This window comes from Liquorilactobacillus hordei DSM 19519, from assembly GCF_019443985.1.
Classification (GTDB): domain Bacteria; phylum Bacillota; class Bacilli; order Lactobacillales; family Lactobacillaceae; genus Liquorilactobacillus; species Liquorilactobacillus hordei.
Window position 1 is genome coordinate 514738 of record NZ_CP049303.1, and the last position, 14174, is coordinate 528911.

Here is a 14174-nt window from a genome sequence, read left to right on the forward strand (position 1 = left end):
GGAGAGTTGATGAAAAGACTAAGAAAAGTGCTGCTTGCACTAGGCATTTTCATTCTTGGAGGCCTCCTTGGTGCTTGCTCATCTTCAAAAACACAGAACACGTGGAGTGAAGATAAAGCTGATAATACTATTACATGGGGAGTTAAGGCTGATACTAGACTTTTTGGATTGATGGATGTTAAGACTGGTCAAATTAAGGGTTTTGATATCGATGTTGCCAAAGCAGTTACAAAAAAGATATTGGGTCCAAATGGCAAAGCAAAGTTCGTTCAAGTTACGAGTAAAACAAGAATACCGTTACTGAAAAATGGAAATATTAATGCAATTATTGCAACGATGACAATTACGCCGGACCGTGAAAAAATTGTTGATTTTTCAAAAGTATATTTTGCAGCGGGACAATCTTTATTAGTAAAAAAGGGCAGCAGTATTAAAAATGTTAAAGATTTGAATAAAACGGGGACTACGGTATTAGCAGTCAAAGGATCAACATCTGCTGTTAATATTAAGAAATCAGCACCAAAAGCTAAGGTATTGGAGCTTGAAGATTATGCACAAGCATTTACTGCTTTGAAGTCAGGACAGGGACAGGCACTTACAACTGATAATGGTATCTTGTTTGGAATCGCCTCAGAGAATCCAGGGTATCACGTTGTAGGGGGAACATTCACTAATGAACCTTACGGAATAGCTGTGGACCAAGGCCAAACAGAGTTGAAAAATAAAATTAATACGGCTTTGAGTGAGATGAGAAAAGACGGAACGTATCAGAAACTGTTGCAAAAATGGTTTGGAAATGTAGCTGGATTTAATTTGAAGGAGGCGAGCCAACAATGATTAGCGTTTTTCAACAACATGGTCAAGAATTATTGACAGGACTAGGCAATACAATTTTATGTAGCGTTATTGCCCTATTCTTTAGTCTCATAATTGGCTCAACATTCGCAATCTTTGAGGTTCTACCATCGAAGTTCTTACGCGTCATTGGTAGAATTTATATTGAAGTGTTTCGCAATATTCCGCTGCTTGTGATCGGTATGTTCTTTTATGTAGTTGTTCCGCAATATATTTTACCTATGGATGGATTTACCGCGGGAACAATTGGATTAACATTATACACTTCTTCATTTATTGCTGAGACGGTTCGAGCAGGAATTCAGGCGGTCGATAGCGGGCAAATGGAAGGTGCACGTGCAAATGGACTGAGTTTTATGCAAGCAATGTGGCATATTGTTTTACCACAAGCATTTAAGTATGTTATTCCTCCATTGGGTAATCAGTTTATTAATTTGGTCAAAAATTCATCGGTCTTAGCCTTTGTAGCTGGGTTTGATCTAATGTATCAAGGAGACATGATTGCTTCTGCGACTTTTGATACTTTTAACACATACATTGCTGTAGGTTTCTTGTATTTAATAATTACACTACCATTGAGTTATTATATGCGATATCTTGAGAAAAAATTAGCCTAGGGGGACGGATAAATGAATAGTTTTGCTGAAGCATATACTTGGATAAACTTTCGCTTCTTACTAGAAGGATTGTGGGTCACGGTTGAAGTATCTGTCATCTCAATAATTTTGAGTTCAATAATCGGGCTATTTTTAGGAATTGTTAGATATATTCGATATCCTGTGGTCTCAAGTATTGTTGGAGTGATTGTTGATTTGATTAGAAATCTGCCATTACTGTTATTGATTTTTTTCACGTATTTTGGATTACCAAAAATTGGAATTAGAATGGAACCACTAGCTGCGGCAATTGCGGCCATGACAGTTTTTGAATCTGCTATGATTGCTGAAATCGTAAGAAGTGGAATTCAAGCAGTTGATACTGGACAAATGGAAGGTGCACGTGCAAATGGACTAACTTATTGGCAGGGATTGCGTTACATTGTTTTACCGCAGGCATTGAAGAAAATGATTCCGCCTTTGGTGAGTCAATTTATCTCACTAATAAAGGATACATCCCTGGCTACAATTATTGTTTTACCAGAACTAATGTATCGAGCACAGATTATTTATGGACAAAACACGAGATATATGATTCCGATGTTCATCGCGTTGGCTGTTTTATATTTTGTTGTTTGTTACGCACTATCGTTGGTCGCTTCAAGACTAGAAAAACGAATTGGTTAAGTTACTAGAACACGATAATAAAGAATCAAGTAAAAATAAACATAATAAAAAGAGAATCAAACCGCTGAATTTTGACTTATGAAACATGCTTCCAAAATTCGTTATAGCTAGGTTTGATTCTCTTTTTGTATACAGATCTTTGTAAAAAAACAACTTAGTTAGAATAGATAAATTTAGAAAAATATTGTGCTTGGACAGGTGAAACTTCAGCTGTTACGAGACTGCCAGTAACGGTGTATTCGGTATCAAGTACATTTGCTTGCGAATTAAGCCGTTCAAGGTATTTACCAGAGGCAAAAGGAATTAGAAACTTCATTTTCTGATAGCCTGGGAAAAGCAGTTTCTTTATTAAATCGGCAAGTTTTTCAAGAGAGGCCGTATTTTGTGCACTATAAGTAAGATTCATACCCTCAATCGTTGGATAATTTAGCTCAGCTTTATCGGCTTTATTGTAGGCGTAAATCATTTTTTTGTTGTTAACACCTAATTCCTCAAGAGTCTGATTCGTTGTTGCAATCATTTCCTTGGCGTGCGGGTCAGAAACGTCGATTACTTGAATTAACAGATCAGCTTCTTTAACTTCAGCAAGAGTTGATTTGAAAGCTTCAACCAAGTTGTGAGGCAGTTTACTTATGAATCCAACTGTGTCACTCAAAAGAAATTGTTTATTATCTGGAAAACTTAGATTTCTTACAGAGGTATCTAAAGTTGCAAAGAGCATATCTTTTTCAAAAACTTGTTTAGTTTCTTCTTCAGAAAATAGTGAAAGTAGGCCATTCATTGTGGTTGATTTACCAGCATTTGTATAACCTATGAGAGCTACACTTGGCAGATTTGATTTACGTCGTGATTTACTTTTGATTTCAAATTCTTTATCAATTTGTTTTAGCTCTCGTGACAAAAATGAAATTCTGTTCTGAAGTGTTCGTCTATTTAATTCTAGTTTAGTTTCACCTGCACCACGGTTTGCTAAAGCACCGCTTGCACTTTGCTGATCTAACTTAATATCTGGTGCAACCCTCAGGCGGGGCATCTTATATTTAAGACGAGCAATTTCAACTTGAATCTGTGCTTCCTTTGAACGAGCACGATTTGAAAAGATTTCTAAAATAAGTTCAGTACGATCCAAAACGGCAATGTCTGTGTCTTTTTCAAGATTTCTAATTTGTGTCGGAGATAGTTCATCGTTGAGAACTAGAAATTGTGCACCGGTCTCACGTGCAATCTCTGCAATCTCGGTAACCTTTCCTTTTCCAAGGTAAGTTGCGGACACTGGTTTTTGCAGGCGCTGACGGACATCAGCAACAACATTCATATTATTAGCTTTTACTAATTCAGCTAATTCATCCATTAAATAATCAAAATTTTCTTGCTGTGCTTCTATACCTGCAGTAATAACTGGAATCATTATAAATTCCCCCTTTACTAATGTTGAGTATAACATTTATCGCAAATATCTGCTGGTGTTGGAGAAAAGATGTTAAAGATGAAAAGAAATTCTAAAGTTTAGCATTTTTTAATCGAGTCAAAGAAAAATATTAAAAATGTATAGAATCGAGAATAATGTAAGTTCATTATTTATTTTTTAAAGTTAAACATACACTTTACTTTGAATAAAAAGGCTGATCCCACCTTTTTTTTTACAAAATTCAAAAAAAGAGCATAAAATAAAGAAAAATGTGGAAGAAATATGAATAAAGTAAGAATTTATACTTGTATTTAATTTAATTATCATATAAGATTTAATCACTGAAAAAAATAGTTTCTTTTAGAAACAAACAAGGGGAGTAATAGTGCGATGAAAATAAATAAATTCGCAAAGCTTGGGACTGTCGTAGCTTTGTCTTCATTATTCTTAGTAGCTTGTGGCTCTAAGAGCAGCTCTACAGCATCAAAGCAAGTGCTTAATTGGAATGAATCGGCAGAATTGCCAACAATGGATCTATCAACGGCAACTGATGTTGTGAGTTTTGATACATTAAATAATACAAATGAAGGTTTGTATCGCTTAGGCAAGGATAGCAAAATTGAACCTGGTATTGCTACTAAGACACAAGTGTCTAATAATGGCAAGACATATACGTTTACATTGCGTAAAGATTCTAAATGGAGTAACGGACAAAAAGTTACAGCTAAAGATTTTGTCTATAGCTGGCAAAGAACCGTTAATCCTAAGACTGCTTCACAGTATGCCTACTTATTCAGTGGTATTGAAAATGCCGATGACATTATGAATGGTAAGAAGGCTGTTTCTACATTAGGAATTAAAGCTGAAGGAAACTATAAATTAGTTGTAACATTAGACAAGAAGCTTCCATACTTCAAGTTATTAATGGGATTCCCTGTATTCTTCCCACAAAATGAGAAAGCAGTTAAAGAATATGGTAGCAAGTATGGGACAGCTTCTAAGTACATGGTATATAACGGACCATTTACTCTTACAAAATGGACTGGATCAAACTTAAGCTGGACATTGAAGAAGAACAATAATTATTGGGATAAGAAGAACGTTAAACTCTCAGCAATTAATTACAAAGTTAATAAGAGTACAACAACTTCATACAATTTGTATCAATCTGGTAAGTTAGATGAAACAACGTTGAGTGCTGAACAAGCAAAACAGTTGGCTAACTCTAAAGAACTTGTGATTCGTAAGGGAGCTTCAACATTCTATCTGCAATATAACCAAACGAAGAAAGAATACCAAAATGCTAATATCCGTAAAGCTATCTCATTGGTTATCGATCGCAAGCAATTTGTAAACAAAGTTCTTGGCGATGGTTCAACAGTGGCCAAAGGTTTAGCAGCAAGCGGTTTAGCTAAATTGAATGGTAAAGATTTTGCTGATGCAGCTTCAGTTGACAGTGCTGTAGCAACAAATCGTGCCGAAGCTAAGAAGTTATGGGCAAAAGGCTTGAAAGAACTTGGTGTAACATCATTGGATATTCAATTACTTAGTGATGATACAGATAAGGCTAAGGACTCTACAACATTCTTACAAAGCCAAATCGAAGAAAACTTATCAGGTGCTAAGGTTTCTGTTTCAAATGTTCCATTCAAGACACGTTTAGCTCGTTCAGTTAGTGGTGACTTTGGAATTGTAGTTTCTGGTTGGGGCGCTGACTTCTCAGATCCAATTAGTTTCTTAGATCTCTTTACATCAGATAACTCACAGAACAATGGTAAGTGGAAAAATGCTGAATATGACAAGTTAATTGAAGCTTCTAAGACAACGGATGCTGCTAATACAACAAAACGTTGGAATGACTTAGTTAAAGCTCAAAAGATTTTATTGAACGATCAAGGGATTTCTCCATTGTATCAACAAGCAACCGCAACTTTAGTTAAATCAAAAGTTAAGGGTGTTATCTACAATGCAGCTGGAGTTAACTACAACTTTAAAGACGCATACATTGCAAAATAATTAGTTGAGTTAAAATAATATTAAAAAGCTAATTGGGGGATTAACTGAATATAGTTATCCCCCAATTGGTGTATGGTACAAAGTTAGATTATAATGTAAAATAAGTACTATCTGTCATAACTTTAGAGTAAGAATTAGAATGTGAGGAAAAAATATGCGTAAATATCTTTTAAAGCGTGTCTTCTATATGGTATTGACGTTATTCTTGGTTGCTACAATTACTTTCTTTTTAATGAAATTAATGCCAGGAACACCGTACTCTAATCAAGAAAAGATGACACCGCAACAGATTCAAATTATGAATGAGCAATACGGACTGAACAAACCAGTATGGTTGCAATATCTTATTTATTTAGGTGGGATGTTGCATGGAGACTTAGGAACTTCATTCCAATATAGTAATCAGCCAGTTTCATATTTGATTTCAAGTAGAATTGGTGCTTCGGCTCAATTAGGACTTCAAGCAATGATTTTTGGTGTTTTTGTTGGAATTATTATCGGTTCTTTTGCAGCTATTAATAGAAACACTTGGATTGATACTTTATGTACAATTCTTTCCATCATTGGTAAATCAGTACCTAACTTTGTTTTAGCTGTACTACTACAATTTTATATTGCTCTTAAATTGGGTTGGTTCCCAATTGCTGACTGGGGCGGCTTTAGCTACACAGTTCTGCCAACAATTGCTTTAGGGGTTGGACCACTCGCAGAAACGGCTCGTTTCATTCGAACTGGGATGGTAGATGTTTTGAACTCTGACTATATCGAACTTGCTAGGGCTAAGGGGCTAACAAAATTTGGAATAGTTTATCATCACGCATTGAGAAATAGTTTAATACCTTTAGTAACATTGATTGGGCCTTATACAGTTGCCCTTATGACAGGATCAATGGTTATTGAAAATATATTCTCTATTCCTGGAATTGGTGAGCAGTTTGTTAAGTCGATTACAACAAATGATTACCCTACGATTATGGGTGTAACAATGTTGTTTTCTGCTGGACTAGTTGTTGTTATCTTACTGACAGATATTGTTTATGGAATTATTGATCCAAGGATCAGACTAAGCGGAAATGGAGATTAAGCAGATGGAAGAAAAAATTAAGTTAAGTCCAGATAGCTTTGAGGCTTTGCCAAAAGCTCAAGAGTTAGACAATGAAAAAATTGCTGCTCCATCACTAACCTTTGTTCAAGATGCTTGGCGCCGTTTAAAAATGAATAAAGGCGCATTTATCTCACTTTGGATTATTGTTTTGATGATGCTTGTGGCTTTTGGTTCATCATTCTTTATTGATCATGACTCATTAGTAAAGTCATCACCCAATTATGCTAACTTACCGGCTAAAATCCCTGGTGTTCCAATTAATGGGTTAAACGGAAAATTAAAGGTCTCAGGTGAATGGGTGGATGAATATAAACAAAATAATATTCCTACAAATAAGTACTTCGTTTTAGGAACGGATTACTTAGGACGTTCACTTGCTGAAAGAATTATCTATGGTACAAAGGTTTCATTAATCGTAGCGCTTGTAGCCACTTTCTTTGATTTAACCATTGGGGTTACATATGGGATTGTATCCGGTTGGAAGGGAGGACGAGTTGATAATGTGATGCAACGTATTATTGAAGTCATCTCGTCCGTTCCAAGTTTGGTTATTGTTGTTTTGATGTTATTGGTTTTAAAACCAGGGATGACATCGATTATCGCGGCAATTGCGATTTCAAGTTGGACAACAATGGCTCGAATGATTCGTGCGGAAACCTTACAGCTTAAATCTCAAGAGTATGTGTTGGCTGCTCGTTCATTGGGCGAATCGGCACCTAAAATAGCTTGGAAACATTTAGTACCAAACCTTTCAAGCATCATTATTATTCAGACAATGTATACTATCCCAACGGCAATCTTCTTTGAAGCCTTCTTGAGCTTCATTGGAATTGGTATTAGTGCACCTGAGACTTCTCTTGGTGTGTTGCTTAATGATGGTCAGAAGAATTTCCAATTTTTACCATATCAGATGTGGTATCCAGCAATTGTATTGTGTGTATTGATGATTGCCTTTAACTTGTTAGGTGATGGTTTACGTGATGCATTTGATCCAAAGACTAGAAGGTAGGTGGCAAAATGGCTGAGAGAATTTTAGATGTGAAGAACTTGGAAATCAATTTCCACACTTATGCTGGCGATGTCAAAGCCATCCGTGATGTTAGTTTTCATTTAGATAAAGGTGAAACACTTGCGATAGTTGGCGAATCAGGTTCAGGTAAGTCAGTTACAACGAAAAGTTTAATGGGATTACTTGCAAATAATGCTGAAGTTGTTGGCGGGTCAATCATGTATCATGATCAGGATATTTTGAAGAAGTCTGAAAAGGAAATGCAAAATATTCGTGGTAAGGATATTGCAATGATTTTCCAAGATCCAATGACTTCGTTGGATCCCACAATGAAAATTGGGCAGCAGATTGCTGAACCATTAATGAAGCACAAAAAATTGGATAAAAAGAAAGCATGGGCGCAAGCATTAGACATTCTTAAATTGGTGGGAATTGTTAATCCTGAAAAGAGAATTAACGAGTATCCTCATCAGTTCTCAGGTGGTATGCGACAGCGTATCGTGATTGCAATTGCACTAGTTTGTTATCCAGAAGTACTGATTGCAGATGAACCAACAACTGCGCTCGATGTGACAATTCAAGCCCAGATTCTTGATTTAATGAAAGAACTTCAATCAAAGATTGAAACTTCGATTATTTTCATCACGCATGATTTGGGTGTAGTTGCAGGGATGGCTGATCGAGTTGCCGTAATGTATGCAGGTAAGATTGTCGAATATGGAACGGTTGATGAAATCTTTTATAACCCACAACATCCTTATACATGGGGATTACTGAATTCTATGCCAACTCTTTCAAGTACATTGTTAGAGGCCATTCCAGGAACTCCTCCTGACTTATTGGATCCACCAAAGGGAGATGCTTTTGCTGCGCGTAGTGCTTATGCAATGAAGATTGATATTGAGAAGGAACCTCCTTTCTTCAAAGTTTCAGATACACACTACGCTGCTACTTGGTTGTTGCATCCAGATGCTCCAAAAGTAACTCCCCCAACCGAGATTGTGCGTCGTCAGAAGCTATTTGCTGAGATGAGCACCAATAAGTCAGTTAAGGCCTAGGAAGGAAGAAGACCCATGTCAGAAAAGAAGAAAAAGCTATTAGAAGTTAAGCATCTTAAACAATATTTTAATGTGGGGAAATCTGATTTGGTCAAAGCTGTCGACGATGTAAGTTTCGATATCTATGAAGGCGAAACTTTTGGGCTTGTAGGTGAATCTGGTTCCGGTAAAACAACAACTGGTAGAAGTATTATTCATTTATATGAGCCAACCGATGGTGAGATTATTTTTGATGGACGAGACATTAATAAATTAAAAACGAAACAAGAAAAACATGCATTCAGAAGAGAAATGCAGATGATTTTCCAGGATCCATACGCTTCATTAAATCCAAGAATGAAAATCAAGGATATTGTTGCTGAGGGGATTGATATTCATCATTTAGCTAAGAATGATGCAGAGCGCAGCAAGATGGTTGAGGATCTTCTAGAAATAGTTGGTCTGAACAAGGACCATTCTAGCCGTTATCCACATGAATTTTCTGGTGGACAACGTCAAAGAATCGGGATTGCACGTGCCTTGGCTGTACAACCTAAATTCATTATTGCTGATGAACCAATCTCTGCTTTGGATGTTTCAATTCAAGCACAAGTTGTTAATTTGTTGAAAGACTTGCAAAAAGAACAAGGGTTAACATATCTGTTCATTGCTCATGACCTTTCAATGGTTAAGTATATCTCTGATCGAATCGGTGTGATGCATTATGGTAAGCTTTTAGAAGTTGGAACTTCTGATGATGTTTATACCAAACCATTGCATGATTACACAGCAAGTTTGATTTCAGCTGTTCCAGTCCCTGATCCAGAGTTTGAACGTAATCGTAAACAAATTGTTTATGATCCAGCACAAGAGACGGATGATGCAAATAAGCCACGTAAGATGCATGAGATTACTCCGGGACACTTTGTTCGTTGTTCAGAGGACGAAATTGCAAAGTATAAGAAGCGTGCTGCCAGTTACGGAGAATAATAGATACGAATGAGTGAAGATAAATCAAGCGGTGACAAGCAACCAGTAGAGTAAGTTGTCGTTGATTACAATAAAAAATAATAGGATTTAGATCAAACTTGCATTTGACCTGAATCCTATTATTTTTAGTTAAAAACAAAAAACATTAATAGCTTTGTTCGTCTTTATAATGATTAAAGTACTCAACTGAAACAGAGTCATCGGAAACAATCATTTTTGTCACAGAGCCATTTTGTGGGCTAAGGGAGACGATATCAATATCGGGAGCAAAGCGATGAACAATGCTGCGAATTGTTGTTCCATGACTGACTACTAGTACTTCATCGCCATCTTTTTGATGATTACGGATATAGTCAAAGCCAGAATTAACACGTTTCCAAAATTCGTCATTACTTTCGGCATCTTGGAAAGGATCAATTTCTTTCATGAAATCACGTGAATCTTCAATTGAATAATTTGAGATTATTTCTGAAAATGAACGACAATTACGGCTTGCTCCGACCATTAGCCAAGTTTGACTTGAATCATTTCCCTCAAAGTAACCATAACCTTGTTCTCTGAATTGAGGAAGAATCGTTGGCTCTGAAAGAGAGTTTGAGTTGTTGTTCTCATCCATAATAATATGACAGGTATTCTTAGCACGTGAAGTGTCACTATGATACACATTAGTAAAATGTTTTGCTGCTAGCCTTTTTCCAGCCTTATGAGCATCAGATATTCCTTTTTCAGTGAGCGGTGAATCACACCAACCCTGCATGCGATTATAATGATTGAAAATTGTTTGTCCGTGGCGAACAAAATAAATTGTGAAAACCATTTTTCTCCTCCTAATTTACAACTAGTTTGGCACACATGAATAGTATACAGATAATTATGAAACTATGAAAGTGCTTAACAAATTTTTTCATGTTGCATTAAACAAACTTGAAATATGAATAATCTTTTGTTAATGGTGAACCTGAATTTATAGGAAATAATTGCAAACTATAAAAGCAGCTGGAGCAAAAATTAATTTTGCCTCAGCCGCTCTAATTAGTTCAGATAAATGTGTTCGTGTTCTATAAGCCAAAATGCTACATAGGGTCACATAGGAATGATATAAATTTTGAAATCAAACTATTTTTAAATAACTTGTTTACTTCTTATGAGACGATAAAGTGAAACAATTGCTCCAGGTATAATTGATATTAGTCCAAAGGCTACTAGGATAACAGAGAAGTTGTTTTGAACAAAATTCAATTGTCCAAAGAAGTAACCTAGAGAAGACCCTAGAAAGACCCAGATTAGTACGCCAAGGAGATTATAGATACAAAAACGTCTGTAATCCATGCGAGCACTCCCTGAAATTAATGGGATAAAGGTTCTTATCAGTGGAATGAATCTTCCAAACATAACAGTTCTACCACCATGTTTTGCAAAATATGCCTGTGCTTTTGCAAGTTTATCCCCAGAGATAAATTTTTTAAAGAACGGTAACTTATGCAGATTGCAGCCAATCTCATAATTGACAGTGTCGCCAATCAGAGCGGCAAAGAAGAATACTGGAACAAGAATCTTGATGTCAAGTGAAGAACCCGTAATTGCTGCTAGGGTGCTTGCAAAGAAAACTAGTGACTCCCCAGGAAGAAAGGCGAACACTACAAGTCCAGTTTCCATAAAAATGATAGCGAAGAGTGCAATATATACCCAACCGCCTAATGTCTCAACTAGCGGCAGCAAATAAAGCTGAAGGTGAGATAAAAAATAGATTACATTACTAATCAAGACATCACTTCCTTTAAGTTAATTTGTAGATAATTTTAACGAAATTCAAATTCAAAAGCTAGTATTTTACTCAAGATTTAGCTTTTTTTAAAAATTGCTAGACATCCTTAATTGTGAGGAAAGGATAAAGGTGTTAAAATTGTATGACAAGAATTTAGGCAACTGGGGGGAAATTAATGAATTCTGATATTAAGGCTAAAGAACAAAAACGAATGGATGATGTGGTTAGCAAGATTAAAATTGCTCAGAAAAAACATCATAAAGAGATTGCAAGTGCAAAAAAAGATTCGCAAGCTATTAAAAAAGACTTTTCTAATAATCTGCGAATTAAGACGGAATCTTATTCAGGGATGTTCGAAACTGCAATGACAGTCAGACAACAACAGCAACTTTTGCAAGAGCGCGAAAATAACTGGAAGTTAGCAGCAAGAAGACTGGACATCTTAGCGAAACTAGAAAAGAAACCATATTTTGCAAGAATTGACCTTAAAGAAAAGGGTGAATCAAAAAAAGAGTCCATCTATATTGGCCTAGGATCATTTAGTGACCGTCCAGACAACTTCTTAATCTATGATTGGCGTGCTCCTATCTCCAGTGTTTATTACGATGGGGGAATCGGTGAAGTTTCTTATGAGACACCCGACGGGACACAGAACGTCGATGTGAAGTTAAAGCGGCAATTTTTAGTTGAAGATGCTACAATTCAAACCGTTTTTGATACGGATGAAGCAGTCGGTGATCAGATGCTTTTGGATGTGCTGGATGATTCTTCTGATACAAAGATGAAGAGTATTGTAACAACAATCCAGAAAGAACAGAATCAAATTATTCGTGAGACTAAGGCTCAATTGTTGTTTGTACAAGGAGCGGCTGGTTCGGGGAAAACTTCGGCAGTCTTGCAACGAATTGCATATTTGCTGTATCGTTTCAGGGGTAATCTAACTTCAAGTCAAGTAATTCTTTTCTCGCCTAATCAATTGTTTAATGATTATGTTGACCAAGTATTACCTGATTTGGGTGAACAAAATATGATTCAAATGACATATTATCAATATGCGCAACGAAGACTTCCTAAGCTTAAAGTTGAGACACTGCAACAGCGTTTTGAACGAAGCAAGACACCTGAAGGAAAAAAAGTTCAAGAATTGAAAGACAGTCTACAATTCTTCAATGCAACAACCACATATGGAAATTTCCTTGAAAAAAAGGGAATGCGGTTTAAAGATATTCGTTTCAGAGGAGAAGTTTTCTTCGATAAAGATCATATTGAGAAAATCTATTATAGTTTCAATGAAAATTACCACTTGAGAAATCGGCTTGAGGCTACAAGGGAACGTTTATTGAAACAACTTGGCAGACGAGTTGATAAGACCGCCAAGGAAGAATGGGTTGAAAAGGCAGTTCAGGAATCTAGCCCAGAAGAGTTGGCACAACTTTATGGAAATCATGCACGCGATTTTGAAGATGGTGATGCTGAATTACGTTTTTTGACGAGACGCTATGTCACAGCGCAATACAGACAAATTCAAAGAGATATTCAACGTAACCGTTTCTTAAATATCAATGCACAGTATATTCACTTCTTAAGAAGTATTCCTGATTTATTGGACATGAAACAAGCAGGGATCGCTGAGGAGCAGTGGAAGAAAGAAATAGGGCGTGTGGTTACAGCAGTTAAAGAGAAAAAAATGCTGATGGAAGATGTTAGCCCATATTTGTATCTATATGACCTAATTACTGGTAAACGAGGAGAATTAGAGATTCGGCATGTTTTTATTGATGAAATTCAAGATTACACACCTTATCAGTTGGCGTGCCTAAAAACAAGCTTTCCGCGGGCTCGTTTTACCGTACTAGGAGATTTGAATCAGGCTATTTTTACGAAAAAGGAAAGCTATACCTTATTAGAAGAAATGAGTAAACTCTTCCCTAAAGATGGAATCAAAGTTGTTCAGCTTACAAAATCATACCGTTCAACCAAGCAAATCACCGAATTTACAAAACAAGTTTTGCTTAGTGGAGCATCTGTTGAATCATTCGAACGCAAGGGAGATTTGCCAGAATTGCAAGTGTTTAGTGATGAGAAACGAATGATTGAAAAAGTAGTAGCGCAATTGCAACATAACGATGAAGATAAGAAGACAACAGCAATCATTGGTAAGACTTTAGCACAATGCCAGAAGCTTACAGCTGAATTACAGGCAAGAGGTATCAAGATAACATTAATTAAGACTGAAAATCAGCGCTTGGCTACTGGTAACATCATAGTTCCTGCTTTCTTGGCAAAGGGTCTGGAATTTGATGCAGTAATAATGTGGGATGCTAATGAACGAAATTATCACGATGAAGACGAACGTCAGCTGGTGTATACGATTTGTTCAAGAGCGATGCACAGATTGAATATTGTTGCATTAAATGAGTTGTCACACTTGTTTGAGCGAGTTTCTACCGATTCTTATAAATTAATTGAGGATTAAACATTAAGATATTAAAGAGAGTGTGACGTAAGTCGGGAAAATTTGAAGTGAGATGGAGAATTTTGACTTATAGAACACATTTATACGGGATAATTAGCGAGGATGGGTCAAAATTTAATTTTTGGCACATCCTCCTTTTTTAGTGTTTAGTTAATGTCCATAGCCAAAGCCAGGCTATATTCGTAATTCTTCGCTAGTACTCGAAACTTCCCGACTTGAATCACACTCTT

12 protein-coding genes are annotated in these 14174 nt (G+C 36.4%); 9 read left to right on the top strand and 3 right to left on the bottom strand.

Annotated features, from left to right (window positions below):
• The first annotated feature begins 9 nt into the window (after positions 1 to 9).
• From G6O70_RS03615 to G6O70_RS03625, 3 genes are read left to right on the top strand one after another with little or no spacing between them, the layout of a single operon-like run.
• Positions 10 to 837: a transporter substrate-binding domain-containing protein gene (locus tag G6O70_RS03615; RefSeq protein WP_057869316.1), complete on the top strand. Its 828-nt coding sequence runs from the start codon at positions 10 to 12 to the stop codon at positions 835 to 837.
• Complete coding sequence (locus G6O70_RS03620; protein WP_057869317.1) at positions 834 to 1472, top strand: amino acid ABC transporter permease; 639 nt, start codon at positions 834 to 836, stop codon at positions 1470 to 1472. The genes G6O70_RS03615 and G6O70_RS03620 overlap by 4 nt, the downstream gene beginning before the upstream one ends.
• Positions 1473 to 1484: 12 nt before the next feature.
• Positions 1485 to 2138 (top strand): amino acid ABC transporter permease, encoded by a 654-nt coding sequence (locus G6O70_RS03625; protein ID WP_057869318.1) that lies wholly within the window; start codon positions 1485 to 1487, stop codon positions 2136 to 2138.
• Between the two features lie 154 nt (positions 2139 to 2292).
• Here the strand turns inward: G6O70_RS03625 and hflX are convergent, their stop codons facing one another.
• Entirely contained in the window at positions 2293 to 3546 is a 1254-nt protein-coding gene (hflX, locus tag G6O70_RS03630; RefSeq protein WP_057869319.1) for a GTPase HflX, read from the bottom strand.
• Positions 3547 to 3936: 390 nt separating this feature from the next.
• Here hflX and G6O70_RS03635 point away from each other — a divergent pair, with 390 nt between their 5' ends.
• The 5 genes from G6O70_RS03635 (at position 3937) to G6O70_RS03655 (ending at position 9703) form a co-directional block, all read left to right on the top strand.
• Positions 3937 to 5562, top strand: a complete 1626-nt coding sequence (locus tag G6O70_RS03635; RefSeq protein WP_057869320.1) for a peptide ABC transporter substrate-binding protein — start codon at positions 3937 to 3939, stop codon at positions 5560 to 5562.
• A 154-nt stretch (positions 5563 to 5716) separates the two neighbouring features.
• A complete protein-coding gene (gene opp3b, locus G6O70_RS03640) occupies positions 5717 to 6646 on the top strand; it encodes an oligopeptide ABC transporter permease (RefSeq protein WP_057869321.1) in 930 nt (309 codons plus the stop codon).
• 4 nt (positions 6647 to 6650) lie between these two features.
• Entirely contained in the window at positions 6651 to 7676 is a 1026-nt protein-coding gene (locus G6O70_RS03645; RefSeq protein ID WP_057869322.1) for an ABC transporter permease, read from the top strand.
• Between the two features lie 8 nt (positions 7677 to 7684).
• Positions 7685 to 8734, top strand: a complete 1050-nt coding sequence (locus G6O70_RS03650) for an ABC transporter ATP-binding protein (RefSeq protein ID WP_057869323.1) — start codon at positions 7685 to 7687, stop codon at positions 8732 to 8734.
• 15 nt (positions 8735 to 8749) lie between these two features.
• A complete protein-coding gene (locus G6O70_RS03655) occupies positions 8750 to 9703 on the top strand; it encodes an ABC transporter ATP-binding protein (RefSeq protein WP_057869324.1) in 954 nt (317 codons plus the stop codon).
• A 145-nt stretch (positions 9704 to 9848) separates the two neighbouring features.
• On the opposite strand, the gene G6O70_RS03660 is transcribed toward G6O70_RS03655, so the two are convergent.
• Positions 9849 to 10520 carry a histidine phosphatase family protein gene (locus tag G6O70_RS03660; protein ID WP_057869325.1) on the bottom strand — a complete coding sequence of 224 codons (672 nt, stop codon included), beginning with the start codon at positions 10518 to 10520 and terminating at the stop codon, positions 9849 to 9851.
• Positions 10521 to 10825: 305 nt separating this feature from the next.
• Positions 10826 to 11467: a VTT domain-containing protein gene (locus G6O70_RS03665; protein WP_057869326.1), complete on the bottom strand. Its 642-nt coding sequence runs from the start codon at positions 11465 to 11467 to the stop codon at positions 10826 to 10828.
• A 176-nt stretch (positions 11468 to 11643) separates the two neighbouring features.
• On the opposite strand from G6O70_RS03665, the gene helD reads away from it, so the two are divergent.
• A complete protein-coding gene (gene helD, locus G6O70_RS03670) occupies positions 11644 to 13944 on the top strand; it encodes an RNA polymerase recycling motor HelD (RefSeq protein WP_057869327.1) in 2301 nt (766 codons plus the stop codon).
• The last annotated feature ends 230 nt before the right edge of the window (positions 13945 to 14174 follow it).

Coding starts and splice junctions, on each gene's coding strand:
- G6O70_RS03615 (WP_057869316.1), top strand. CDS start 10: ATGAAAAGACTAAGAAAAGTGCTGCTTGCACTAGGCATTTTCATTCTT.
- G6O70_RS03620 (WP_057869317.1), top strand. CDS start 834: ATGATTAGCGTTTTTCAACAACATGGTCAAGAATTATTGACAGGACTA.
- G6O70_RS03625 (WP_057869318.1), top strand. CDS start 1,485: ATGAATAGTTTTGCTGAAGCATATACTTGGATAAACTTTCGCTTCTTA.
- hflX (WP_057869319.1), bottom strand. CDS start 3,546: ATGATTCCAGTTATTACTGCAGGTATAGAAGCACAGCAAGAAAATTTT.
- G6O70_RS03635 (WP_057869320.1), top strand. CDS start 3,937: ATGAAAATAAATAAATTCGCAAAGCTTGGGACTGTCGTAGCTTTGTCT.
- opp3b (WP_057869321.1), top strand. CDS start 5,717: ATGCGTAAATATCTTTTAAAGCGTGTCTTCTATATGGTATTGACGTTA.
- G6O70_RS03645 (WP_057869322.1), top strand. CDS start 6,651: ATGGAAGAAAAAATTAAGTTAAGTCCAGATAGCTTTGAGGCTTTGCCA.
- G6O70_RS03650 (WP_057869323.1), top strand. CDS start 7,685: ATGGCTGAGAGAATTTTAGATGTGAAGAACTTGGAAATCAATTTCCAC.
- G6O70_RS03655 (WP_057869324.1), top strand. CDS start 8,750: ATGTCAGAAAAGAAGAAAAAGCTATTAGAAGTTAAGCATCTTAAACAA.
- G6O70_RS03660 (WP_057869325.1), bottom strand. CDS start 10,520: ATGGTTTTCACAATTTATTTTGTTCGCCACGGACAAACAATTTTCAAT.
- helD (WP_057869327.1), top strand. CDS start 11,644: ATGAATTCTGATATTAAGGCTAAAGAACAAAAACGAATGGATGATGTG.